Origin of the sequence: Pseudomonas siliginis (assembly GCF_024072275.1) — a bacterium.
GTDB classification, from domain to species: domain Bacteria; phylum Pseudomonadota; class Gammaproteobacteria; order Pseudomonadales; family Pseudomonadaceae; genus Aquipseudomonas; species Aquipseudomonas siliginis.
Genome location: NZ_CP099598.1, coordinates 3302605 through 3325859, shown reverse-complemented (window position 1 = coordinate 3325859; position 23255 = coordinate 3302605). Strand labels below are relative to the sequence as shown.

Annotated in this window: 26 protein-coding genes; 14 read left to right on the top strand and 12 right to left on the bottom strand. The window is 58.5% G+C overall.

The features are described 5' to 3' along the window. Positions 1-29 precede the first annotated feature (29 nt). From NF676_RS15275 to pdxR, 4 genes are all read right to left on the bottom strand, one after another. A complete protein-coding gene (locus NF676_RS15275; RefSeq protein ID WP_252876433.1) occupies positions 30-1328 on the bottom strand; it encodes an NHL repeat-containing protein in 1299 nt (432 codons plus the stop codon). Positions 1329-1603: 275 nt separating this feature from the next. Then, positions 1604-2005 (bottom strand): cupin domain-containing protein, encoded by a 402-nt coding sequence (locus tag NF676_RS15270; protein WP_252884338.1) that lies wholly within the window; start codon positions 2003-2005, stop codon positions 1604-1606. Positions 2006-2197: 192 nt separating this feature from the next. Then, entirely contained in the window at positions 2198-2491 is a 294-nt protein-coding gene (locus tag NF676_RS15265; protein ID WP_252886327.1) for a putative quinol monooxygenase, read from the bottom strand. A gap of 123 nt (positions 2492-2614) precedes the next feature. Then, positions 2615-4048 carry a MocR-like pyridoxine biosynthesis transcription factor PdxR gene (pdxR, locus tag NF676_RS15260; RefSeq protein ID WP_252886326.1) on the bottom strand — a complete coding sequence of 478 codons (1434 nt, stop codon included), beginning with the start codon at positions 4046-4048 and terminating at the stop codon, positions 2615-2617. A 443-nt stretch (positions 4049-4491) separates the two neighbouring features. Here pdxR and NF676_RS15255 point away from each other — a divergent pair, with 443 nt between their 5' ends. Then, positions 4492-4932, top strand: a complete 441-nt coding sequence (locus tag NF676_RS15255) for a carboxymuconolactone decarboxylase family protein (protein ID WP_095180179.1) — start codon at positions 4492-4494, stop codon at positions 4930-4932. 146 nt (positions 4933-5078) lie between these two features. On the opposite strand, the gene NF676_RS15250 is transcribed toward NF676_RS15255, so the two are convergent. Further along, positions 5079-5381, bottom strand: a complete 303-nt coding sequence (locus NF676_RS15250) for a hypothetical protein (RefSeq protein ID WP_122601922.1) — start codon at positions 5379-5381, stop codon at positions 5079-5081. A 150-nt stretch (positions 5382-5531) separates the two neighbouring features. On the opposite strand from NF676_RS15250, the gene NF676_RS15245 reads away from it, so the two are divergent. From NF676_RS15245 to NF676_RS15235, 3 genes are read left to right on the top strand one after another with little or no spacing between them, the layout of a single operon-like run. Next, the gene (locus tag NF676_RS15245; RefSeq protein WP_252887971.1) at positions 5532-6251 is read left to right on the top strand and encodes a secretin and TonB N-terminal domain-containing protein; all 720 of its coding nucleotides are present in this window, start codon (positions 5532-5534) and stop codon (positions 6249-6251) included. Beyond that, complete coding sequence (locus NF676_RS15240) at positions 6248-6799, top strand: RNA polymerase sigma factor (RefSeq protein ID WP_122698125.1); 552 nt, start codon at positions 6248-6250, stop codon at positions 6797-6799. Before NF676_RS15245 ends, NF676_RS15240 begins: the two co-directional genes overlap by 4 nt. 32 nt (positions 6800-6831) lie before the next feature. Continuing rightward, a complete protein-coding gene (locus NF676_RS15235) occupies positions 6832-7770 on the top strand; it encodes a FecR family protein (RefSeq protein ID WP_252886325.1) in 939 nt (312 codons plus the stop codon). Between the two features lie 445 nt (positions 7771-8215). Here NF676_RS15235 and NF676_RS15230 read toward each other — a convergent pair whose 3' ends face one another. Both NF676_RS15230 and NF676_RS15225 read right to left on the bottom strand, forming a co-directional pair. Then, a complete protein-coding gene (locus tag NF676_RS15230; protein WP_252886324.1) occupies positions 8216-8824 on the bottom strand; it encodes a type II secretion system protein GspJ in 609 nt (202 codons plus the stop codon). Then, positions 8821-9267: a GspH/FimT family pseudopilin gene (locus NF676_RS15225; RefSeq protein WP_122506758.1), complete on the bottom strand. Its 447-nt coding sequence runs from the start codon at positions 9265-9267 to the stop codon at positions 8821-8823. Before NF676_RS15225 ends, NF676_RS15230 begins: the two co-directional genes overlap by 4 nt. Before the next feature lie 120 nt (positions 9268-9387). Here NF676_RS15225 and NF676_RS15220 point away from each other — a divergent pair, with 120 nt between their 5' ends. The 3 genes from NF676_RS15220 (at position 9388) to NF676_RS15210 (ending at position 11773) form a co-directional block, all read left to right on the top strand. Next, positions 9388-9825, top strand: a complete 438-nt coding sequence (locus NF676_RS15220) for a general secretion pathway protein GspC (RefSeq protein ID WP_252886323.1) — start codon at positions 9388-9390, stop codon at positions 9823-9825. A 278-nt stretch (positions 9826-10103) separates the two neighbouring features. Continuing rightward, positions 10104-11243 (top strand): DUF262 domain-containing protein, encoded by a 1140-nt coding sequence (locus NF676_RS15215; protein WP_116658786.1) that lies wholly within the window; start codon positions 10104-10106, stop codon positions 11241-11243. After that, the gene (locus NF676_RS15210; protein ID WP_116658787.1) at positions 11240-11773 is read left to right on the top strand and encodes a HEPN domain-containing protein; all 534 of its coding nucleotides are present in this window, start codon (positions 11240-11242) and stop codon (positions 11771-11773) included. Before NF676_RS15215 ends, NF676_RS15210 begins: the two co-directional genes overlap by 4 nt. A gap of 115 nt (positions 11774-11888) precedes the next feature. Here the strand turns inward: NF676_RS15210 and NF676_RS15205 are convergent, their stop codons facing one another. From NF676_RS15205 to NF676_RS15195, 3 genes are all read right to left on the bottom strand, one after another. After that, complete coding sequence (locus tag NF676_RS15205; protein WP_252886322.1) at positions 11889-12230, bottom strand: hypothetical protein; 342 nt, start codon at positions 12228-12230, stop codon at positions 11889-11891. Next, complete coding sequence (locus NF676_RS15200; protein WP_252886321.1) at positions 12227-12850, bottom strand: lysozyme family protein; 624 nt, start codon at positions 12848-12850, stop codon at positions 12227-12229. Before NF676_RS15200 ends, NF676_RS15205 begins: the two co-directional genes overlap by 4 nt. Before the next feature lie 132 nt (positions 12851-12982). Then, positions 12983-13480 (bottom strand): PAAR domain-containing protein, encoded by a 498-nt coding sequence (locus NF676_RS15195; RefSeq protein ID WP_252886320.1) that lies wholly within the window; start codon positions 13478-13480, stop codon positions 12983-12985. Positions 13481-14154: 674 nt separating this feature from the next. On the opposite strand from NF676_RS15195, the gene NF676_RS15190 reads away from it, so the two are divergent. Then, a complete protein-coding gene (locus NF676_RS15190) occupies positions 14155-14514 on the top strand; it encodes a DUF6124 family protein (RefSeq protein ID WP_252886319.1) in 360 nt (119 codons plus the stop codon). A gap of 274 nt (positions 14515-14788) precedes the next feature. Here NF676_RS15190 and NF676_RS15185 read toward each other — a convergent pair whose 3' ends face one another. Continuing rightward, positions 14789-15271 carry a GNAT family N-acetyltransferase gene (locus NF676_RS15185; RefSeq protein ID WP_252886318.1) on the bottom strand — a complete coding sequence of 161 codons (483 nt, stop codon included), beginning with the start codon at positions 15269-15271 and terminating at the stop codon, positions 14789-14791. A gap of 537 nt (positions 15272-15808) precedes the next feature. Here NF676_RS15185 and NF676_RS15180 point away from each other — a divergent pair. Continuing rightward, positions 15809-16168, top strand: a complete 360-nt coding sequence (locus NF676_RS15180) for a DUF6124 family protein (protein WP_016774969.1) — start codon at positions 15809-15811, stop codon at positions 16166-16168. Positions 16169-16534: 366 nt separating this feature from the next. On the opposite strand, the gene gspI is transcribed toward NF676_RS15180, so the two are convergent. Continuing rightward, positions 16535-16921 (bottom strand): type II secretion system minor pseudopilin GspI, encoded by a 387-nt coding sequence (gene gspI / locus NF676_RS15175; protein WP_236169100.1) that lies wholly within the window; start codon positions 16919-16921, stop codon positions 16535-16537. Positions 16922-17069: 148 nt separating this feature from the next. On the opposite strand from gspI, the gene gspG reads away from it, so the two are divergent. The 5 genes from gspG to gspD are packed head-to-tail and all read left to right on the top strand — an operon-like array spanning position 17070 to position 22533. After that, a complete protein-coding gene (gene gspG, locus NF676_RS15170; RefSeq protein ID WP_123442313.1) occupies positions 17070-17528 on the top strand; it encodes a type II secretion system major pseudopilin GspG in 459 nt (152 codons plus the stop codon). 47 nt (positions 17529-17575) lie between these two features. Continuing rightward, positions 17576-18496 carry a type II secretion system minor pseudopilin GspK gene (gene gspK, locus NF676_RS15165; RefSeq protein WP_252886317.1) on the top strand — a complete coding sequence of 307 codons (921 nt, stop codon included), beginning with the start codon at positions 17576-17578 and terminating at the stop codon, positions 18494-18496. Further along, a complete protein-coding gene (gene gspL, locus NF676_RS15160) occupies positions 18493-19614 on the top strand; it encodes a type II secretion system protein GspL (protein WP_252886316.1) in 1122 nt (373 codons plus the stop codon). The genes gspK and gspL overlap by 4 nt, the downstream gene beginning before the upstream one ends. After that, on the top strand, positions 19607-20155 hold the full coding sequence (gene gspM, locus NF676_RS15155; RefSeq protein ID WP_252886315.1) for a type II secretion system protein GspM: 549 nt from the start codon (positions 19607-19609) through the stop codon (positions 20153-20155). Before gspL ends, gspM begins: the two co-directional genes overlap by 8 nt. Beyond that, a complete protein-coding gene (gene gspD / locus NF676_RS15150) occupies positions 20152-22533 on the top strand; it encodes a type II secretion system secretin GspD (RefSeq protein ID WP_252886314.1) in 2382 nt (793 codons plus the stop codon). The genes gspM and gspD overlap by 4 nt, the downstream gene beginning before the upstream one ends. Positions 22534-23255 lie beyond the last annotated feature (722 nt).

The following is a 23255-nucleotide window of genomic DNA, read 5'->3' as shown; positions in this document are numbered from 1 at the left end:
AAGAGGCGGGGCTTTTTCTTGTCTGTCATTCAGAACGTATCGGCGCAGCGAAAGGCGAAGCTACCGACGCCGTCCGTACGGGGCAGGGATGTTCCGGCTACGACAAGCTGATTGTTCTGAATGGCAAGGCCTCCCGCCATGTCGAGCACGGCGGTCAGATTGATGACCAGCACACCGTCGTCGGCAAAATCGCGATCTGGATAGCCTTCCGATTTGAACTGGGCAATGACGATTTCCGAGTCTTGTTCGCCGTGGGTGCTGGAAAGCACGACGATGTGTCCGTCCCTCAGCGTGCCAGCAGTCCATTGGATGCCGAAAAGGGCTTTTGGATAGGACGTCAGGACAGGCCTCCCTTCATTGAAGTCGATGGCGTATTTCCCGTTCCTGTCGACACAAACCAGGACGCCCTGGTGAACAAAATCCTTCGAGGTGGCGCTACCGATGCCAAGGATGTTGCCACCAGGCATTTCGACCAGTTGGTTGATCTGACTGAGCTTGTCCAGGCGGTCGAACAGGGCAAAACCGTTATCGCCAAAGCTGCTGACAGGCTTACCTGTGGCGTCGAAGAGGGCGATCATTGCGCGGTAGCGGTTTTCACGTGAAACGTAACCTGCGATGGCGAATTTGCCGTCCTGGAGCCGGATTAGTGAGCCAGCCCACGTGAAGTTGGCCAGGTATCGAATCACGACGTAACCCTTTCCCTGGCCAAACGCAGTGTCCAGAGCCCCGTTGCTTTGCAGTCTGATCAAAAGACCGCATTGGTCATTGGGGGAATATCGATGGTTGCTCAACACCATCAGTTTTCCGTCGTCCAGTTCAATGGCATGGCCACTGTAATCGGATGCCGTAGTGCGTTTTTGCCCAAGTTCGATCTCGGACGACGTGAGCGCGGGCACCGGAATCGGATCAACGAAGACTACGCCGTTGACGCCAAATGCGGTCTCGGGCGTTCCGTCATTGCGAAACATTGCCAGGCAGCGTTGTGGCTGTGCGTATTCGTGTAGATAAAAGGCACCCTGAAGCAACAGATTTCCGTTCTTGAGGATGCTGATGCTGCCACCCGTGGATTTATAGCCCGGAGCGAAAACCCCGCTGGCCACGCCATCCCGGGCAAACGAAGTGTCCTGTGTGCCATCAGGCTTCAATCGCACAATGGCGAATTTGTTGCCCGGACTTGCGGCGATCAGCAGCTTGCCGTCCGCCGCGACGGCAACTGCGTTGGCGAAGCCGTTTTCCTGATCGGGATATTTAAACCAGGTGAGGCCATTTTTATCGGGGCCGAAAGTGGGGTCCAGATTATGCACAGCGGTGTCTTTTACTTCAGTCATGGTCTGCTCCTCGAATACGCTGTTTTTGCGTAAAGCGATCAGTCGATAGGGACCGGCAAATCAACGCAGTGCTGGTATTTGGGGAGCTTTCGGTCGCGCTGTCCACTGTCAGACCTGACAGTGGACAGCGGCGGATGATTGTGGATTTGGAAGACGGGATGGCCTGTCTTGCCGGGGATTTAATGTCTGAGGGATTTTGTGGTGTCTGGTCTGGCGCCTTCGCGAGCAGGCTCGCTCCCACGGTTGATCGCATTCCAAATGTGATCAGGCAGCCATCAGTTTTCCAGCGGGATCAGCACCTGCTCGTTCGGGGCCATCACCATGAACACCAGCAACCTGGCAGGCTTGGTTGAGCTGGCGTTTTTCGACACCAGATGCTCGGAGCCGGCCGGCTCGTACCAGTACTGGCCCTTTTTGTAAGTGATCGCCTGTTCGCCTTTGACTTGGGAAATCACTTCGCCGTCGAGCACGTAAGCCATCGCCGTGCCTTCGTGTTTATGGGCGATCGAGGATTGCCCGGGCTGGTAGTCGACTTCGATCATCATGGCTTTCTTGCCGGGGGCGTTTTTCAGCAGTTGGTCCTGCAGGACGGTGATTTTTTCGGATGGGTCGTGAGCCATTGCCGAGGCGGAGAGGGTGAAGGCGAGGGCGGCAGCGACGAGGTGCAGGGCTTTCATGGCGGGTTACCTGTGATGGTGGGGGTGTGCTCACAGTAGGCCGCAATGTGGCCGGTTCAAACGGCCAATATTCGCGAAGATCAGGTGACCAATTCTGGTTCAAAAGCAAAGATCGCAGCCTTCGGCAGCTCCTACAGGGGAACGCATTCCAGAGTAGGAGCTGCCGAAGGCTGCGATCTTTTGATCTTGCTTTTAAACGATAGGGAAGCTGTTGAAATCGACGCTACTGGCCAGGCGGCTATCGATCAGGTCGATAAACCCCTGTGCCTCGGGCCGGTTGAAATGCGCCTGCATCGCCGCTTCCGACTGCCAGCGCGCGCTGACCGTCCAGCGGTGGCTGTCCTCGGGGCAGCGGTCGACCAGGTAGGAATCGCAGCCCGGAGTTTCGCGCAGGGTGTCGACGATCTTCTGCAATTGCTTGCCAAGCTCTTCCGAGCGGCCCGCAACCGCCTTGACCTCAACCGTGTTGATCACTTCGTTGGACATTGCTCACACTCCTGAATCAGGCCGGACGAATCCTGCTCACTGAGGGATAACGCCTGTGCAGAATAGGCCTGCCGCCGTGAATCACCAATAACCAATCGGCGGTAAAAGCCTTATACCAACGGCTCATGACAGCTGTTCGAGGATGTCGCGCAGGCGATCGAGGGCGATGTCGATGTCGAGGGTTTCGATGGCGCCGAAACCGAAGTAAAGGCCTTCTTTCGCCGGCTGCTGGTAGTAGAAACCACTGATCGCATACAGGCCGACCTCGACCTTTTTCGCCAGCTCGATGACCAACGGCAAATCGATAGGCACCTTGCAGAACACCGCCATGTGAAACCCGGCGCTGGCCGGCACGGCTTGCAGCCATGGCGCCAGATCCGTCGCCATGCGCTCCAGGATGCGTTCGCGGCGTTGCGCGTAGATCGTGTGGCAGCGGCGGATGTGCTTGAGCAGGCAACCCTCGGCGATGAACTTGGCCAGCGCCCATTGCGGCAGAGTCGAGGCGTGCAGATCGGTGAGCTGTTTGGCGCGGATCACCGCCTCGATGATCGACGGCGGCAGGATCGCGTAGCCCAGGCGCAACTCCGGCAGCAGGGTTTTCGAGAAGGTGCCGACGTAGGCGACGATGCCGCGCTGATCGAGGTTGTACAGCGAGTCGGTGGGCCGGCCTTCGTAGCGGAATTCGCTGTCGTAGTCGTCCTCGATGATGATCGCGCCGAGCTCGTGGGCACGGGCAAGCAGGGCCTCGCGGCGCGCCTGACTCATCGCCATGCCCAGCGGAAACTGATGCGATGGCGTCACATAGATGAGCCGGGTGCCATCGGGAATGTGCTCGACCTGAATGCCCTCGGCATCCACCGGCACCCCGACCACCTCCGCGCCATGCGTGCCGAACAACAAGCGCGCGGGCGGGTAGCCGGGGTCTTCCATGGCCACCAGACTGCCGGGACGGGTCAATACGCGGGCAATCAGGTCCAGCGCCTGCTGCGCGCCGTTGCACACCACGATGTCCTCGTCCTGACAGTTGATGCCACGGGAAAACGCGATGTGCCGAGCGATCGCATTGCGCAGCGCCGGCAAACCTTCGGCAACGCTGTAAAAACCCTTCGACTGCGCCATCTGCCGCATCGCGTGGGCGACGCAGCGGCGGCAGTCGTCGTGGGGGAACTGGCCTTTGCTGGTGGCGCCGCCGATAAAGTCGTAGCGCAGCGAACCTTGCAGCGTCGGGTGACGCAGGAACACCGGCAGATTGCGCCAGCTCTCGATCACCTCGGCACTGGCCAGCTCGGTGTGGCTCTGCTTGCGCTGCACCTGCGCCGGTCGGGCGTTGACGTAGGTGCCTTTGCCGATCACGCCGGTGAGGAAGTTTTCGTAGGTCAGCTGCGCATAGGTGTCGGAAATGGTCTTGCGCGAGATGCCCAATTGCTCGGCCAGCAAGCGGCTCGGCGGCAACTGCGTACCCGCCGCCAACCGCCCGGATTCAATCGCCGCGCGCAACTGCTCATACAACTGACCGGCAAGATCCTTGCGGCCGTTGATCACGACATGAAGTTCCATACCGACGAGGCTCCCGGGTGTTGAGTGAAGTGTCGGTCAGATTAGCGTTGTTGGGCTTTTGGCAGTAGTTGCGTGGAGTAAAAACCGCAAATTGGCGCAAGTCCCTGTGGGAGCGAGCCTGCTCGCGAAGGCGGTGTGTCATTGAACAGATTCGTTGTCTGACACTCCGCTATCGCTGGCAAGCCAGCTCCCACAGTTTTTGCGGCGTGCACAAATCTTGTGAACGACGTTAAACCTTGTGGGAGCTGGCTTGCCAGCGATGGCGGTGGTGCAGTGGATGAATATTTGTCTGGGAAACCGCTTTCGCGAGCAGGCTCGCTCCCACAGGTATTGCGTTTGGCCGAGGTTCATTGGTGTAGCCGGAATTCATGGAATTGGGGCTGTAACACAGCCCGCACAGCCCTTACCGTGAACTCATCATTCCGCCTGCCGAGAGCCGCGCCATGTCCCTGCGTCTGGATTACTACAACGCTTCGCCCAAGGCGATGAAAGCGATGATTGCCATGGAGGCGCTGACCGCCAACTTGAGCATCGAAGCGCCGCTGCTGCAATTGATCCGGATCCGCGCTTCGCAACTCAACGGCTGCGCATTCTGCACCGATATGCACTCGGTGGACGCGCGACGAGCCGGGGAGAGTGATCGGCGCCTCTATGCGGTCGCGGTGTGGCGCGACAGCAACTTCTTCAATCCCCGCGAACGGGCGGCGCTGGCCTGGGCCGAGGCAGTGACGCTGTTGGCCGAAAGCCACGTGCCGGATGACGTCTACCAGCAAGCGCGCGAGCAATTCGATGAAGGCGAACTGGTGGACCTGACGGTTGCAGTCAGCACCATCAACAGCTGGAATCGTTTGGCTGTCAGCTTCCGTCAGACCCCGAGTGACTGAAAGCACCCATCCCTGTGGCGAGGGGATCTGATCGTTCCCACGCTCCGCGTGGGAATGCAGCCCGGGACGCTCTGCGTCCCAATGGAACGCGGAGCGTCCCTTGAGGCATTCCCACGCGGAGCGTGGGAACGATCGAAAGACCTTGCCTAATTCGGCGGCCGCTGCGGCTTCACCGAGGTGCCAAAGGTGTTGCCCATCCGCGTACTGGTCGCCGCCGGGGTCGCCAGCCCTACCTGATTCGGCGCGCGCTTGTGCACCGGCACATTCAACGCTTCCATGTTCTTCTGCGCCGCCGCCGCGCCGTCGGGATTGTTGCCCATCTGCTGGCTCAGGCAATCGTAATTCGGCGCCTTGTAACCGCCGACCGTGACCTCGACACAGCCCAGCGGCTCTTCCGCCTGCGCCGCGCCCACCGTCATCAGCAAGACCCACATCCACCGCGTTTTCATGTCCGCCTCCTGGCCCGCCCGAATGGGCCGCTCTGGGGTTTGAGTCTAGTGCAAGCGCGGCGCAAAACCCGTGATGGTTTTTTTGCACCGCCCGTCATACCAGAGTCATAAATGCCCCGCAGGATAGCGATTTTCAGGGGTGCGCCAGTCGTGCAGCGAGGCAGTTCGCGGATCAGTCTTCAGCGCTCGGCGACGCTTGTGCGCCGCGCGGGTCTGGGGTGGCTGCTCGGTCTGCTGACCTGCGCGGCCAATGCTGATCCGGCGGCGGACATGCGCATGACCTTGCACATCCCGGCGCAGGAACTCGCTCGGGCGCTGGATCAGTACAGCCGCGCCACGGGCGTCGCGGTGCTGGTCGACAGCCAGTTGAGCCGGGGCCGCCGCTCCCTCGCCGTGGATGGCGAATTCACCGCCGCCGATGCCTTGCGCCATTTGCTCGGCGGCACCGGGTTGATGGCGCGCTATGCCCGCGCCGACGCGTTCACCTTGCAAGTGGCGCAGGTGGAAGATCTGCCGGTGCCGACGGACAAACCCACGCCGGCCGCTGTCGCGGTCAACCGCAGTTACGCGACGGCGGTGCAAGCGGCGATCGAGCGCAAGCTGTGCCGCTCGCCGCTGACACGGCCGGGCAGTTATCGCGCGGTGTTGCAGGTGTGGGTCGGGCGCGACGGCGTGGTGCAGCACAACCGGTTGGTCACTTCGACCGGCGATGTACGGCGCGATAACGCGCTGGTGGAAAGTTTTCGCAACCTCACAATCGATCGGCCGACGCCCAGCGCCTTGCGCCAGCCGGTCACGTTGCTGTTGTTACCGGAGTCGTCAGGGAAGCGCATGGAATGCACGAGATGGGAAGGAGTTTCCGGGGGATGAAAGACGCCGGACAAAGCGTGATGGGCCAGCTGTTCCTCAGCTCCTACGAGGACTTTCGCGTGCGCCTGCGCCGCCGCCTCGGTTCCGAGGATCTGGCCAATGACGTGCTGCACGAAACCTGGCTGCGGGTCGATCGCATGGAGACCCCGCCGAACCTGCTCAAGCCCAACGCCTACCTGTATCGCATGGCCCTGAACATCGCCGCCGACCGCCGTCAGGCCGATGCGCGGCTGCTCACCGGTACTGAGGTCGAAGAGCTGCTGCAACTGGGCGACGAAGCGCTCGACCCGGCGCGGGTGGTCGGCGGGCAAAAGGAAATGCAGGCCCTGCTCAGCGCCTTGTACGAACTGCCCGCACGACGTCGGCGGATCTTCATCGCCGCGCGGCTGGAAGAAGCGCCGCACCTGGAAATCTCCCAGCGTTTCGGCATTTCCACGCGCATGGTCGAGAAGGAAATCAAAGCCGCGCTGGGCTTCTGCGCAGCAAAACTGGAAAGAAAAGTGTTTCAGCGGTTCGGTCGCGGGGCCGGAAAACCGTCTAGCGAATAGTGACCCGATTAATCCGTTGAGAATTTGCGCGTTTGAACATCTTTCGACTGAAACCCGCCGAGCCTTCGGCCACCGAGTCTCTGCACAGCGAAGCCCAAGATTGGCTGATCCTGCTGACCTCGGGCCGCGCCACCGTCGCCGACGCCCGCGCCCTGCGCGAATGGTGCGCGCAGAGTGGCGAACACGCCCGGGCCTTCGAAGAGGCCAAGCGGCTGTGGCATCACCTGCAACCGGCCGCCGAAGCCGTGCAGGGCCGACGCAGCTTCGGTCGACGGGCATTTCTCGGCGGCGCGATTGCCGCATCCGCCGCATTCCTGCTGGTGCGCGGCACGATTCCCGGCGGCTTCGAAGGCTTGGGCGCCGACTACATCACCGAAGTCGGCCAACAGCGCCGAGTCGAACCGGCGCAAGGCGTCAGCCTCGAGCTCAACACCCAGACCCGCATCAACCAGCGCAGCGTCGAAAACGGCGTGCAGGGCTTCGAACTGGTCAGCGGCGAAGTCGAAGTGCAAACCGCACGCCTGCCGCTGGCGATGCAGGCCGGAGCAGGGTGGTTGCGCGCCAGCCAGGCCCGCTTCAACCTGCGTAACACCGACCAGCAAGTCTGCGTGACCTGCCTCGACGGCACGGTCGACGTCGCCATCGAAGGCCGCAACCTGCGCCTCGAAGCGGGCCAGCAAGTCACCTACGACGCACGGCAAATCGGCAACGTACAAACTGTCGACACCGCCGCCGTGATGAACTGGCGCCAACAAGTGCTGGTGTTCAACGGCGCCACCCTCAGCCAGATGATCGACGAAATCAACCGCTACCGCCCCGGCATGCTCCTGCTGCTCAACCGCGAACTCGGCCAACGCCGCGTCCAGGCCCGCTTCAACCTCGACCAACTCGCCGGCGTCGCCTTGCTGATCCGCGACGCCTACGGCGTCAAATGCACCGAACTCCCCGGTGGCGTGGTCGTTCTCAGCTAACCAAAGCCCAGCGCGATCCAAATGTAGGAGCTGCCGAAGGCTGCGATCTTCTGATCTTGCTTTTGCTTTCTGTGGGAGCGAGCCTGCTCGCGAAAGCAGTTTCCCAGCTGACCAATATCTTCCGGTCGCACTCGAACCCTGTGGGAGCTGGCTTGCCAGCGATGACGGCCTAACAGACCGCCCCCAATTCAATTGTGGGAGCGAGCCTGCTCGCGAAAGCGGTTGCCCAACTGACCAATATCTTCCGGTCGCACTCGACCCCTGTGGGAGCTGGCTTGCCAGCGATGACGGCCTAACAGCCAACCAACCTGCAACTGACCGCCCCCAACCCAATTGTGGGAGCGAGCCTGCTCGCGAAAACGGTCTACCAGTGACAACAATATTGACTGACCCACCGCAATCGCGAGCAGGCTCACTCCTACAAAAAAAGCTGCGGTGACCCCGGCTATTGCAACAACCCAATCACCTGCCGATACCGCTCAACCCCCTGCGCCGTCTGCCGACTCAAACGAATCTCCAACCCCAACGGATCCTCCCGCCGATTCCCGCTCAACTGCCGCCATCCCTTATCCACCTCCCAAACCCGAACCTGCACATCACTCACCTCACTCAACACCGCCACCCCATTCCCAGGCGCCGGCAACGGATAGCGACTGCGCGCCTCAGCCACCGCCCGATACAACGTATCCCCCTTGACCCACCAGCGAACCCGCTGCAACGCCCCCGGCTGATCCGCCGCGCTACGAATAATGTCCAGCCGAAACCCCTTGCTATCACTACTGCGCACCGTCACCGCCGGCGGCGCGGTCGGCGCCTCATCCTCAGCCCCGACCTTGCGCGGCTCGCTCAACTCCACCCCCGCGCGCAGGTCCACATCCCGCTGCAACTGATTCAACACCCGCAACAACCCATCGCTCTGCTCACTGCTCGCCTGCAAATGACTGTCCGCCCGCGTGACACTGTCCAGCCCGCGCCAGGCAATCAGACTCACCACCGCCATCAGCAGAATCGCGACCATCACCTCAATCAGAGTGAACCCTTGCTGAGTCTTCATTGAATACTGATCCGCCCACTGCCATCGCGCAGCACACTCAGCCGATTGGCCCCATCCGACAAAATCAGCCGCAACGGCGGATTGATCCACTCGGCATTCAGCACCACCGTCTGCCGAGGCTCCACACGCACCTCCACCTTCGGGCTCTGCCACGCACGCGGGCGCAACTGCGCATCCTCCTTGAACGACTCAAACCCCACGCCATCATCCCCACGCCGCCCAAAGCGAAACCCCTTGGCATCCGCCACCCACACAATCGGCCGCCCATCGGCGCGAGCCTCGGCCTGCGCCACCTGCAACAACTGCGCAACCCGCTCGGCATCCTTGCGCAACAACTGCAACGGATCGGGCCTGATACTCAAACTGATCGCCGCGCTGGCAATCCCGATGATCACCAGTACTACCATCAACTCGATCAACGTAAAACCCTGCTGCCTGCTCATCACCCACGCGCTCCTTGGCGTCCCACCCCATCGTGCCCGGCGAACATGTAAGGCATGTGAAATAAAACGGAGAGAATTGCCGCGTAGGCTGGCAACAGGGACAACAAGGAACGACAACCCATGAAATTCACCACACGGATTACCCCGGCGCAAACCGTCCAGGCCCTGGCACTGCTCACCGCCCTGGTGGGCGTCGCGACATGGTCGTCGCTGCTGCTGACCACGGCGGAATCCCACACACCCGCAGCCACCCCGCAAGTGCTTGCGGCGAGGAGTGATAGCCCGGCGTTGCAGTGGTTTTCCAATGAGACTGCACCGGTGGATATCAAGGTGAGCGGGGTGATCGCGGGGGGGAGTGGGACGGTGGCGATATTGAGTTTGAACGATGGCGCGCCGAGGAGTTTTTTGGTGGGGGAGAAGGTTGGGGTTGGGGTGAGGTTGGTGGGTGTTGAGGGGGATGGGGTGGTGATTGAGCGGGGAGGGGAGAGGGTGAGGTTGGGGGTGGAGCGGTTTGGGGAGGGGGTGGAGATGCCGAGGCTGAGTGGCCCTGCGCGGTAGGATTAAAATCAATTATTTTTTTCGGTTTGACTGGGTGACTGTCATCTGAATATGCAAACAATGAATAGCCCACGATTGTACGGTGGGCCTGAAGCGATCTCGTCGCGTGATAGCAAAGTCCGGAACCAAGCACTAAACCGGATTTATGATGTAAGCCGCTTCCGCTTCCGCTTCCGCTTCCGCTTTGGCGAAACGCCGCGTGTTGCGAAACATAAACAGCTCAGCTATGTTGCTGAACGTTAGGGCATTTCGCCATCATGACGTACAGGACGCTAGGCATGAGCGCTGAAGAAAGCAACGTAATTTTAGATCTGCCTTCTGAAGAAAATGAAGACTTTTATAGCGATGATGATTTGTTTGAAATTTCATCTTGGGGGGCCGATTTAAGCTTTCGCGAACTTATAAGTCGCTACGATGACAATGAGCTGGTAAAACCCGAATTACAAAGAAACTATGTTTGGGATAAGTCGGAAGCGTCAAGGTTCATTGATTCCATTTTACTTGGACTCCCCGTTCCAAGTATCTTTTTAGCAAAGACTAACGATGAAAAACTCTTGATAATCGACGGCTATCAAAGGTTGATGACGGTAAGAGACTATGTGAAAGGTATCTTCACAAAAGATAGCTCGGTCTTCAAGCTTTCAAAAAGCGAAAAGATCCATGATCGATGGAAGGGTAAAGCTTTCTTAGAGCTACAGCCTGAAGAGCAGCGTAAGATCAGAAATACAACTATTCACGCCATTGTTTTCATGCAAAAGTCCCCAACGGACGGCGATACTAGTCTTTTTCAAGTGTTTGAGCGAATCAATTCTGGTGGTAGATCTTTGCTGCCGCAAGAGATACGTAATTGTGTTTATCAAGGTCCATTCAATTCTTTGCTTTTTGAGTTGAATAAAGATTTAATTTGGCGAAAGCTTTGGGGGCGAGAGGAAGCCGACTCTAGGATGCGAGACATGGAATGTATATTACGCTTCTTCGCTATCTCCGATTTGGCATCCCTGGATTCGAGCAGAGCTCCTTCTAGGATTTCGCTAAAAAAATATCTTAATCAATACATGGGAGTGCACAATCGCGACGATTGCTGTGATGAATTTCGCAATAGGTTTCTGTCGGCGACGCGCTACATACACGATCATATAGGCGACGAAGCCTTCCACAACCTATCACCTAGCAACCCCGATCGTGTGGTTCCTGCGTTTAGCGCGACCGTTTTCGATTCAGTAATGATCGCAGTTGATATCGGCCTACGACGTAATATTGCACGCAGGTATGGAGATGGTTTGTCTGCGCGACGTAAAAAAGCGCTACAGGACAAAAGCCTTCAAAACTTTCTTTCCTTTGAGACCATGCGTACTGAAACTATCCGTAATAGAGTCGGAATGATGTACGACGAGTTGTTTAAGGGAGCATCTCAATGAGAAATCAGGAGGTGTTGCAACAACTAGAATTATGCAGTCAAGAACTCGAAGGGATCAGGCAGCTTTTGGTAGGAATGGGAGCAGGCGCCAACCCCACACCTTATATGCGCCGCTATGCGGTGATTAGGGCGTCGGGAGCGATTGAGGTAGGTTTTAAAAAGATAATTGCCGACAAGGTTGATGCGGAGTGCGCAATACAGGCAAGAAATTTTGTAAAAAAGAAAATTCGTGATAGTTCATTTAATCCGCGCCTAGGGCAAATTGAAAATATTCTTTCGGACTTTGATTTGAGGTGGCGCAAAAAATTTGAAGAATTAATAGGTTTAAGTGATAAGCCTAAATTTAATAGTGCATTGAACAAGTTAGTTAAAGCAAGAAATGAATTTGCTCACGGCGGCTCTCCAAATGTCGAAATTGACGATACGATCGAATGCTATCAAGGCGGGTGCGAAGTGCTGCGTATCCTTGATCAAGTCGTGCATCATGAGTTCGAAGAGGGTGAGGATGAGCCTGTGAATGAATTAGAATGAAATGTTTTTGGGTTTATGAGTTTAATAGTTCGCTTCACCGATGAAAAAGGGGACTGATTTATTTCCATAGATAAATCAATCCCTTTTGTTATCACTTAGCTATCGATTTCTGGTTTTAATCCTTTTCAGGACATTTGAAGTTCCAGGAATAAACTTTCATGTCTTTGACTTCTTCGCCGACAGTTCCTACACCTAAACAATCTCCGTTCTTGATGTAGTTGAAGCTGCAGAAACGGACGCCCTCCGTGCAAGACTCGATTTCAATGAAGCCTTTTCTTTGGATGACGTTTTCAACCCCGAACTCACCTGAGTAGGATGGATTCGGGTTCCAGCCATTTTTAATCAAGGCTTTTCGAGCTTTCGAAAATGGCATCCCCTCTTTGATAGGAACGTCTGCTGCGCTAGAAAATAAACTGACGCAGCATAGAAGACTGATGGCTAATATTTTTAGTTTCATTTAACAGTACCGCCAAAGCCTTTATATATTTTTTCTACTTCGTCGTACTCAGTATAAGGTTGGCCGGAAGGCTTTCCATTGATTGGTCGATTTGCCAAACCCGGCCCCATAGGCAACGCTTCCCATTTTTTTGATGCTTTTCCAACTGCAGTTTTTAAGTCGCCACCGATCAGCGGTTCGATGGCACTCACGTTGCGAAGGAGTTCAACGGCAATCAAGTCCTGCGTTCCGGGGCTGAAGTCAGATAGCCCCATTGCTTTGATGGAGAGTTCCGACCATGTGGCTTTCGTGATTTGGTACCTTCCAGAAGCTGTAGTTGAACCACCATAACCTGGTCCTGGGTGAGTCGACTCATCACTGAATGTCCATTTCCCGGATTTCCAGCCGGCTGCCCAGCCATATCCGAATTTCGCGTGATAATTGCCACCCTCGACTTGTGCCAACGTATCGAGAAAGGCCTTCACATTTTTATTCTTTAAGAACTCTGCATTCTCGGCACGCCTCTTTTGTTGCTTTGCGTCTACGGATACAGCTTTAGGGCTGGAGTCTTTGACAGGCGTCACCGTTCTGGTGGCTACAGATGACATTTTTCGGCCGTTTTTGCTAATGACTTCAGTCATGAGCAAAACTTCCGTTATTTTCTTTGACACTCTGCTGGTGGCTGTTTTGGAGAGTGGAAATAAAGAAGTTTATGCTTTTGGCCATGGAGCCTTGTACCCGGTAGTTTTCTTGAGTTTTACCTACATCCATTCTCAATCCTCCAAAAACAACTGGATTGTTTCGGCGAGGTGCGAGCTAATTACGTGCGTATACCCCATTGAATCGCTGACACCGTGCTCAATGCTGCCGTCAGCTCGCTGAATGGCGTAATCAAGATTAGCTAGCGGCTCCCCTGACTCGTCGTCAATAAGCCTGAACTTGTCACTAAAGTGCACCGGCATCGGCAGCAGACCACTGAAGGGCGCTGATACGACGGTGTCGCCGATAATGACCGTGCCGGATCCGCCGATAACCACGTTGCCGTGGCCACCGGTACTGCCTTGAGTAGCGGCATTCAGTCCATTGATAAAAACCGTCGAGCTGATTGCTCCGGTGATCGGGCTACCGCACGCGGACTTGTCCGTCATTCGAGCGGCGGCAAGGCCATCGAAATTCACATTGGGCGAACCGCTGACAATAGGGTTTGTGCCATGCCCAGGCAGCGGGCAACTGGTTGGATCTGTGACTCGCGCAGCGGGTTTTCCACTCATGAATAATTCCTTTTCAAAGTTTCAGTTTTCCTTGGCCTGAATGGAGTCGATAAGGGGGCGATGGATATCGGCTGCCGAAATAGTGCGATGGTGTCCAGCGTGTACGCGAGAAGAATGGGCATATCCTTGGAGGGGTGCATAAAGTTTTACTGTCCATGTAAATGTGCTGCGCGCAGCATGCCCGAGGCAGGCGATGCGCTCAATATCTACTTACAAATTATTAGTTGACTGTTTGGCGTCATAAAGACCGGGCGAGCTAAGGTAATCCCTGGCAACGGGTGACGGATCGTTTTTAGAAATCGGAGCGCGATAGGACTTGTTGAACACCAACGTTTAAAAAGACATCTCCGGTCACGCTCCCAAGCTACATATCCTTGCGCCTTTGCCTACAGCTACGCCAGAATCCGCCGGCTTGTGCGCCTAGGGGGCGGGTTCTATTGTGGTCGCGTCGCTGACGAATCAGCGATCGGATTTGACCGTCCGCCCAATATCAAGGCGCGCCAGCGTTCTGCACCTGTTCAGGCATTGTCTGAAATTCTGTTGCGGTGGCTGTGCGTGGGACACCTTCGGGTGTGCCGGATTCCTTGATGTCCGGTCGGTCAACCCGCGTACAGCTGCCACCCTGTTTGTTTGACCGCGAACGGTGGCGGCTCCAGTCATCAAGGAGCTTCACCATGATCAAACCAACACCCAACCCACCCGAAACCGATCCCACGTCTCCCTACGAATCCCTCGATCCTAACAAGCTCCACGAAGCCGCTGACCGCGCACTCGATCATTACCTGTCGCCAAACAATCTCCTGCCTTCGCCGCGTAAGGCGCGTGGGATGTATGCGGTGACGGCGGATACCAAGAATGAAGAACTGCTGGCTGATGCGAGTGAAACGCTTGCTTCGGCGAAGACGATTGCTCAGGACATTTCCAGTTTGCTGCCAGCGCCGCAGCGGCGGGCGTTGTTGGGGGTTGCGCAGTTGATCATGTTGGGGGAGCTGGCGGTGAATCGGGTTATGGATAATTTGGAGGTGGCGGGGTGAGGTAGATGTCCGGGGGCGCCAGATAGGTGATTTGCCATTAGGGCTGGTGCTTTCGCGAGCAAGCTCGCTCCCACAAGATTGTGTGTTGGTCGCGAGATTTGGTTTGGTGGCTGAGATCTTGGGGGCGTTGGCAAAACGGCCGGATTTATTTTTGAACAATAGATCCGGCCCTTTTGAATGTTCAGCGGGCGAATGAAATTACCGACCTATCGCCGCACAGATGGTTGCCCATCTAACGGTGCAACCGCTGACGGGGCACCATATCAACATTTGCCTAGTCGCCCAAATCAACGGCATTACCGTTAGCCCGAACATAATAGTTATCGAATTCACCGCTTTCGACGAACACAAAGCCATGGCGAGTGTAAAAACGATTTGAGGCGCTTTCTTTGAGAGCTCCAACCTTGATGGGACGCCCGATCTCATCAGCCTCTCTGAAAATCCGAGTAAGAACTTCAGAGCCGATTCCTGCTCCTTGAGCACTGGGTATCACATACAAGTGGTCAAGTAGAAGCTCGCTCTGGTGGTCTTTGATGACGACAAAACCGACCAGATCACCTGATACTTCTATGCGGCGGGTGCTGTTAGCGTCGAAGCCAGCAAGAAATCGTTCGCGCGCACGATCCGGGTCAAATCGTCCAAGCCGTTCAAGGCTCTCGCGCATGGCCTCAATCCTGATGGCGACCAGATCTTCCAGGTCGTTATTGGAAGCTGCGCATAAAACGACAGCGGAGTTTTGATCAGCGGAGGCTGGCATTTCAAGCACCCTAAGCATGGCCGGTCAGTCATTATAGAAAACAGAATCCGCATCACCACTGCTGTCTCGGTTCAATGGAGGCGATGGCATCAGCTTCAGGAGGATGTTTCGCCGAACGCTTACGTCTTTTGGGGCAAGGGGACCGGATCTGCCGTGAGATCCGAGACGCACTCAGGGTTTCGATAAACACCAATGTTTAAAAAGACATCTCCAGTCACGCTCCCAGGCTACATATCCTTGCGCCTTTGCCTACAGCTACGCCAGAATCCGCCGGCTTGTGGGCTTTGTACCTGGTCTATATCGTCTATGGGTCGCTGGCAATCCAGCGACCGGGTTTAGCGACCCGACCAGGTATAAGTTCAACGACGCTCCAGTTTGTCGCGTTTGCGATGACGCTATGGTGGCTGTGCGTGGGAGACCTTCGGGTCTGCCGGGTCTTATACCTCTCGGTTCGCTAACCCGCGCACAGCTGCCACCCTTACTTGTTTAGCGACAGGTTTTGGTGGTTCCACCAGGTATAAAAATGGAGATTCACTCATGATCAAACCAACACCCAACCCGCCCGAAACCGATCCCACGTCTCCCTACGAATCCCTAGATTCCAACAAACTCCACGAAGCCGCTGACCGCGCGCTCGATCATTACCTGTCACCAAACAATCTCCTGCCTCCGCCGCGTAAGGCGCGTGGGATGTATGCGGTGACGGCGGATACCAAGAATGAAGAACTGCTGGCTGATGCGAGTGAAACGCTGGCTTCGGCGAAGACGATTGCTCAGGACATTTCCAGTTTGTTGCCAGCGCCGCAGCGGCGGGCGTTGTTGGGGGTTGCTCAACTGATCATGTTGGGGGAGCTGGCGGTGAATCGGGTGATGGATAATTTGGAGGTGGCGGGGTGATGTCGTTGGCCTTGATCCGGCGCTGGGCCTTGGGATTTTAGGTGCGGCAGAAAAGCCCCTCACCCCAGCCCTCTCCCGGAGGGAGAGGGAGCCGACCGAGGTGTCTTGCGTTGTGCATCGACCTGGACGAGCGTGTTGATTATGGATTTTTGATGCTTATGCACCGCGGCAGAAGAGCCCCTCACACCAGCCCTCTCCCGGAGGGAGAGGGAGCCGACCGAGGTGTTTTGCGTTATACATCGACCTGGAAGACCTTAGCGACTATGGCTTTGCTGGGCTTCAGCGATGCTGGATTCAGAGCGATACGTTCAGGTCGGCGTATCTCTGGAACATCCCCGAATCGGTTCCCTCTCCCTCGGGAGAGGGCTAGGGTGAGGGGCTTCCTGGCCGTGACAACAGGGTCTCCAGTCTGGCCAACGGCGGCGCATCCTGGTTGCGATCAAATACTTGGATTCCAATCCTGAGCAACCGCCCATTCTCTGCGCTGGCGATCACCTGTTCGCAGCGCAACATAAGCCGTCCTTGATCACATTCAACAGCCTTCATCCCATTCGGCAACCGGCCCTCCAGACGCAACTCAGCCATCCGACTCTGCGCCGCAATCAGCGCAATCGATCTATCCCGCAACACCCCATTACTCTGCGTCATCAAACCCGCGACGCGCACGGCGGCGGACATGGCGACGGCGATGATTGCCAGTGCCACCAGCACTTCAATCAGGGTGAATCCTTCCTCTCGCGTTCGCGCGCGCATACATGGCCCAAAATCAAAACCCAGCCCTCGACGCTAACCCCCGTCCTTGACGGCTTGACGACGGAAACACCCGAGGATTTTCAACATCCCTGACATATCTTCTTGCAACACTGCGCGTCGAATTCGGATCAAGCCAGGGAATGTCGAGATGGATATCGCACCTTTGAACACGCTCAGTCAGTCGCCGCGCACACCGCGTAGCCAGCAGGGTTTTACCTTGATCGAGATCATGGTGGTGGTGGTGATTCTGGGGATTCTGGCGGCGATGGTGGTGCCCAAGGTGCTCGACCGGCCGGATCAGGCGCGGGCGACGGCGGCGAAGCAGGATATTGGCGGGTTGATGCAGGCGTTGAAGTTGTATCGCCTCGATCACGGCACGTATCCGAGCATGAATCAGGGGTTGAAGGTGTTGGTCGAGCGGCCGGCGGATGCGAAGAACAGTAACTGGCGTTCGTATCTGGAGCGTTTGCCGAATGACCCGTGGGGCCGGCCTTATCAGTACCTCAACCCGGGCGCGAATGGCGAGGTCGATATCTTTTCCCTCGGCGCCGATGGCCAGCCTGACGGCGATGGCGTGAATGCCGATATCGGTTCCTGGCAGTTGTAAGGCCGGCCGTGAACACAGGTTCGCTCAACGGGGCGAAGCAACGGGGAATGGCGATTATCAGCGCGTTGTTGATTGCCGCCGTGGTGGCGGTGATTGCGGCGGGGATGTTGACGCGTCAGAGCGTGGCGACCCGGGCGCTGGAGGCCGATCAGCAGCGGGTGCAGGGGCGTTGGGTGGCGCAGGGTGGTCTGGAGATCAGCCGGCAGTTGCTCTGGGATGCGCGCCTGCGTGATCCGTTGACCCGGCGTGATCAGCCTTGGGCGCAGCCGTTGCTGGCGGCGGGTTTTGCCGGGCGGCTGGAGGACGAGCAGGGCAAGTTCAACTTGCGCAATCTGGTCGCCAATGAGCGCATCGATGAGGCGCAGGTGCAGGCGTTCGAGCGGTTGTGTGAGCTGGTCGGTGTGAGCGCCGTTGTCGGCCAGCACATTCGCCAGCGGGTGATCGCGAGCTATCCGCATCTGCTCAATGCGCAGATTGGCGCGACGGGCAAAGCGGGTTTCGACAGTGGCCGCGCGACGTCGCCAGATGCCGATCACAAACCGCAATCGCCGAAGGTGCCGATGCTGCGCACGCTGGATGATTTGCGCAGCGTCGAAGGCGTGACCGATGCGCTGGTCGGCCAACTGGCGCCGTACATGACGGTGATTCCGGCGACGACGTGGATCAACGGCAACACCGCCACGGCGCAGGTGCTGGCGGCGTATGTGCCGGGGCTTTCGCTGGAGCGGGCGACGGCGTTGATTGCCGAGCGTGACGCCGGGCGCTGGTTTATCAATCGCGGCGATTTTGTGAACCGCTTGCGCATGCCGCAGCTGGAAATGAGCAGCGTCAAAGTCGGCATCACCAGTGACTGGTTTCGTTTGCGCGGTGAGGCGCGGCGTGATCAGCGCCGGGTCAGCCTCGATGCTTTGCTGCACCGCAGTGAGGATCGGCTGCCGCAGGTGATCTGGTCGCGGGTGGGCGCATGAGCCAGTTGCGCGTCGCGTTGCCGCCGCTGGCGGAGCTGGAGTTGCACAGCGAAGTGAGCTGCGCCTGGCTGGATCGTCAGGGGCAGGTCAGTCGTGAGGAACGGCTCACCCTGAACCAGTTGGGGCAGCAGCCGAAACAGCCGCCATTGCTGTGTTTTCTGCATCCGGCCGACAGCCTGCTCGCCAGCATTGATCTGCCGCCGCTGCCCGCGAACAGAACGGCGGCCGCTGTGCAGTGTGCGGCGCAGACGTTGATGCTCGGCGACAGCAGCCAGATGCATATCGGCCACAGCCCTCGTGATGCGAGTGGGCAGGTGCAAATCGCCTGGGTGGCGCGGCAGCATTTGCAGCGTCTGGCTGCGGTACTCAAGCAGGCGGGGTTGACGCTGCGCGGTTTGTATCCGGCGCCGTACAGCCTGCCAGTGCTGCCGGGGGTTGTCGCTTGTGTGGCGGACGGGCATTTGCTCCGGCGCGAGAGTTTGAACAGTGCGCAGGTTGAGCCGTTGCTCGGTGACGAAGTTGATGAGGCATCGTTCGCAGCTGAAGCGACGCAACGCTGGATCGGCCCCTTGCCCGGTTGGGGTTTGCACGGTGGTCTGCAACAAACCGGCGGCGAGCAACGTGGCTGGGGTCGTGCTGTCGGGTGTCTGGCTTTGGCGGCGGCCGTTTGGGTGATTGGCCTGAATCTTTATGCCGCTCGCGAGGCGCGACAGGGCCAGCAGCTCAAGGCGCAGATGAGTCAGCGGGTGAAGCAGGCCTTCCCCGAATTGCCGGTGATTCTCAACCCGCTGCAACAGGCGCGTCAGCAACTGGAGCAGCGGCAAAAAGGCGCGGTCGATGAACCGGCGCAGAACTTCAATCGGCTGGTATTGCAGGCCGGCACCGGCATGCCGTTCATGGCTGGCAGTGTCGAGCGTCTGACCTATCGCGACGGCGTCTTGCAGCTGGCCTTGCTAAGCGATGCAAACCGTGGCGGCAACGACAAGGACTGGCAAAGCACCTTGGCCCAGGCCGGCATCAGCGTCACTGCCGATGACGCAGGCTGGACCTTGCGCCCGAGCGATGAATCCAGCGCCAACACCAACGAAGATGACGACAGCGGAGCAGACGATGAGTAGGGCGACGCTGGCGATTTACCGTGCGCGCTGGCAGCGCTTCAGCAGCCAGTTGCAGGCGCTTTGGCAGCCGTTGGCGCTGCGTGAAAAACGCATGGTCGGCGGCATGGCGCTGGTGCTTGTCGGTCTGCTGATCTGGCTGACGCTGGTCAAGCCGCCATTGGCCAGGATCGCTTTCTGGCAGAGCGAAACGCCCAAGTTGCGCGCGCAGACCGAAGCACTGGAAGTGCTGTTGCGCAGCGTCAATGCGCGGCCGCAGGGGCAAAGCGTTGGCCAGTCGTTGGAGCAAAGTCTGCAAGCGGCGGGGCTGGCCGGGCATTACCAATTACAAGCGGCGGAGGGTGGCGCGTGGCAGTTGAATGTCGACGCCGCGCCCGCCGATGCGCTGCTCGACTGGCTGCTCAGCCAGCCGTCACAACTTTCTCTGCAGGTGGTCGAGGCGCAGTTGCAGCGCGCAAGTGAGGCCTCGACCGAAGTCACTGCCGGCACATTGTCAGGCACCGTTCGCATGGATCAGGCGCAGGGCGCTAAGGAAGCTTCATGAAGGAGTCACGCTGCAAACCGGCACGTCTGGCGCTGCCGTTGTTGCTGATGGCATTGAGCGCGTGCAACAGCACCACGGCGCCGCAGAATCAGCCGCCGCTGTTGGTCGACAGCGAACTCGGGCGGCCGCTGGCCAACACCCAGCGCAGCGGCGATGCGGTAGCCGATCGCGAACGGGCGCAGGCTCAGGCGCGGCCGGTGCCCAAGCAGTTGCATAACATCAGCCAGCGTGGGCGCAGTGGTGGTGCTGCGCCCAGCAACACGGTTGCGCGCAATCCGTTGGGCGAGCAACCGGTGACGCTGAATTTTGTCGAGGCGGATATTCAGGCGGTGGTACGGGCGCTGTCGCGGGCCACCGGGCAGCAGTTTCTCGTCGATCCACGGGTCAAGGGCAATCTGACCTTGGTCTCGGAAGGTCAGGTGCCGGCCCGTCAGGCCTATGACATGTTGCTCGCGGCGTTGCGCATGCAAGGCTTCAGCGTGGTCGATGTCGGCAGCGTGGCGCAGGTGGTTCCCGAGGCCGACGCCAAACTGCTCGGCGGGCCGATCTACAGCGCCGACAAACCGGCCGGCAACGGCATGCTCACGCGCACGTTTCGCCTGCAATACGAGAACGCGGTGAACCTGATCCCGGTGCTGCGCCCGATCGTTTCGCCGAACAATCCGATCAACGCTTATCCCGGCAACAACACCGTGGTCATCACCGATTACGCCGAGAACCTCACCCGCGTCGCGCAGTTGATCGAGAGCATCGACACGCCGAGCGCGATCGACACCGATGTGGTGCAGATCCAGAACGGCATCGCTGCCGACATCGCGCCGATGGTCGCCGACTTGCTCGACGCGCCGGGCAATGATCCGACGCAGAAAATCGCCGTAATCGGCGACCCGCGCTCGAACACCATCATCATCCGCGCCGGCAGCCCCGAGCGCACCGAGCTGGCGCGCAACCTGATCTACAAACTCGACAACGCGCAGAGCAATCCGAGCAATCTGCACGTGGTTTATCTGCGCAACGCCCAAGCGGCGAAACTGGCGCAGGCGCTGCGCGGTTTGCTCACCGGCGAGAGTGACAGCGGCAGCAGCGACGCGGCGCGGTCGGTGCTCAGCGCGATGGGCAGCAGCACCGGCGGCAATGCCGGGCAGAACGGCCAGAGCAGCACGCCGAGCACTGGCACTTCAACGACGACTGGCAGCGGCGCAACCGGCGGTAGCTATGCGCAGGGCAGTGGCGGCGGCAGCAGCAGTGGCGGTACGCAGAGCAGCGAACAGAACGTTGCTTTCAGCGCTGGCGGTGTGACGATTCAGGCTGACGCCACCACCAACACACTGCTGATTTCCGCGCCGGAACCGCTGTATCGCAATCTGCGTGAGGTTATCGATTTGCTGGATCAGCGCCGTGCGCAGGTGGTGATCGAGAGTCTGATTGTCGAGGTCGGCGAGGACGATGCCAGTGAATTCGGTGTGCAATGGCAGACCGGCAATCTTGGCGGCAAGGGCGTGATCGGTGGCGCCAATCTGGGTGGCGCGGGTCTCAATACGGGAGCGAAGAACAGCATCGACGTACTGCCGCAGGGTTTGAACCTCGGCTACGTCAACGGCACCGTCGACATTCCCGGCATCGGCAAGATTCTCGACCTGAAAGTGCTGGCCCGAGCGTTGAAGAGCAAGGGCGGCACCAACGTGCTGTCGACACCGAACCTGCTGACCCTGGACAACGAAGCGGCGAGCATTTTTGTCGGCCAGACCATCCCGTTTGTCAGCGGCAGCTACGTCACCGGCGGCGGGGGCACCAGCAACAACCCGTTCCAGACCGTGACCCGCGAAGAGGTCGGCCTCAAGCTCAACGTACGCCCGCAGATCTCCGAGGGCGGCACGGTGAAGCTGGATATCTATCAGGAAGTCAGCAGCATCGATGAGCGCGCATCCAACAGCGTGACCGCCGCCGGCATCGTCACCAACAAACGGGCGATCGACACCAGCATTCTGCTCGACGATGGGCAGATCATGGTTCTCGGCGGGTTGCTCCAGGACGGTTACAGCCAGAGCAGTGATGCAGTGCCGTGGCTGGGCAGCCTGCCGGGCATCGGCGCGCTGTTTCGCAACGAACGCCGGGCGATCACCAAGACCAACCTGATGGTGTTCCTGCGCCCGTACATCATCCGCGACAGCGAAGCGGGGCGCAGCATCACCCTCAACCGCTACGACTTCATGCGCCGCGCCCAGGGCGGCTTGCAGCCGGAACGCAGCTGGGCGATGCCCGACATGCAGGCGCCGCAATTGCCAAGCGCTGCGCAAGGCGTGCCAGCGCCGGGGCCGACATCAGGCCCACGGGCCACGATCAAAGCCGTACCGATTGAAGGGAGCACCCGGTTTTGACTGAGATGATGACTGTGGTAAGGGGATTTATCCCCGCTCGGCTGCGCAGCAGTCGTAAAACCGGTATACGGGATTTGCCTGTAGAAACCGGTTCTCAAGGTTTGGGTCTGCTGCGCAGCCCAACGGGGATAAATCCCCTCGCCACAGAGGTTCCCATTGCCACAGGGGATCTCATTGCCACGGTACCGATTGAAGGGAGCACCCGGTTTTGACTGAGATGATGATTGTGGTGAGGGGATTTATCCCCGCTCGGCTGCGCAGCAGTCGTAAAACCGGTGCTCGCGATTTGTCTGTAGAAACCGGTTCTCAAGGTTTGGGTCTGCTGCGCAGCCCAACGGGGATAAATCCCCTCGCCACAGGGGGGCTCATTGCCCCAGAGGATTTCATTGCCCCAGAGGATCCCATTGCCACAAGGGATCCCATTGCCACGGTTTCGATTGAAGGGAGCACGCGGTTTTGACTGAGAGGATGACGGTGGCGAGGGGATTTATCCCCGCTCGGCTGCGCAGCAGTCGTAAAACCGGTACACGCGATTTGCCTGGAGAAACCGGTTCTCAAGGTTTGGGTCTGCTTCGCAGCCCAACGGGGATAAATCCCCTCGCCACAAGGGGATCGCATTGCCACAAGGGATCTTGTTGCCACAGGGGATCCCATTGCCACGGTACCGATTGAAGGGAGCACCCGGTTTTGACTGAGATGATGATTGTGGTGAGGGGATTTAT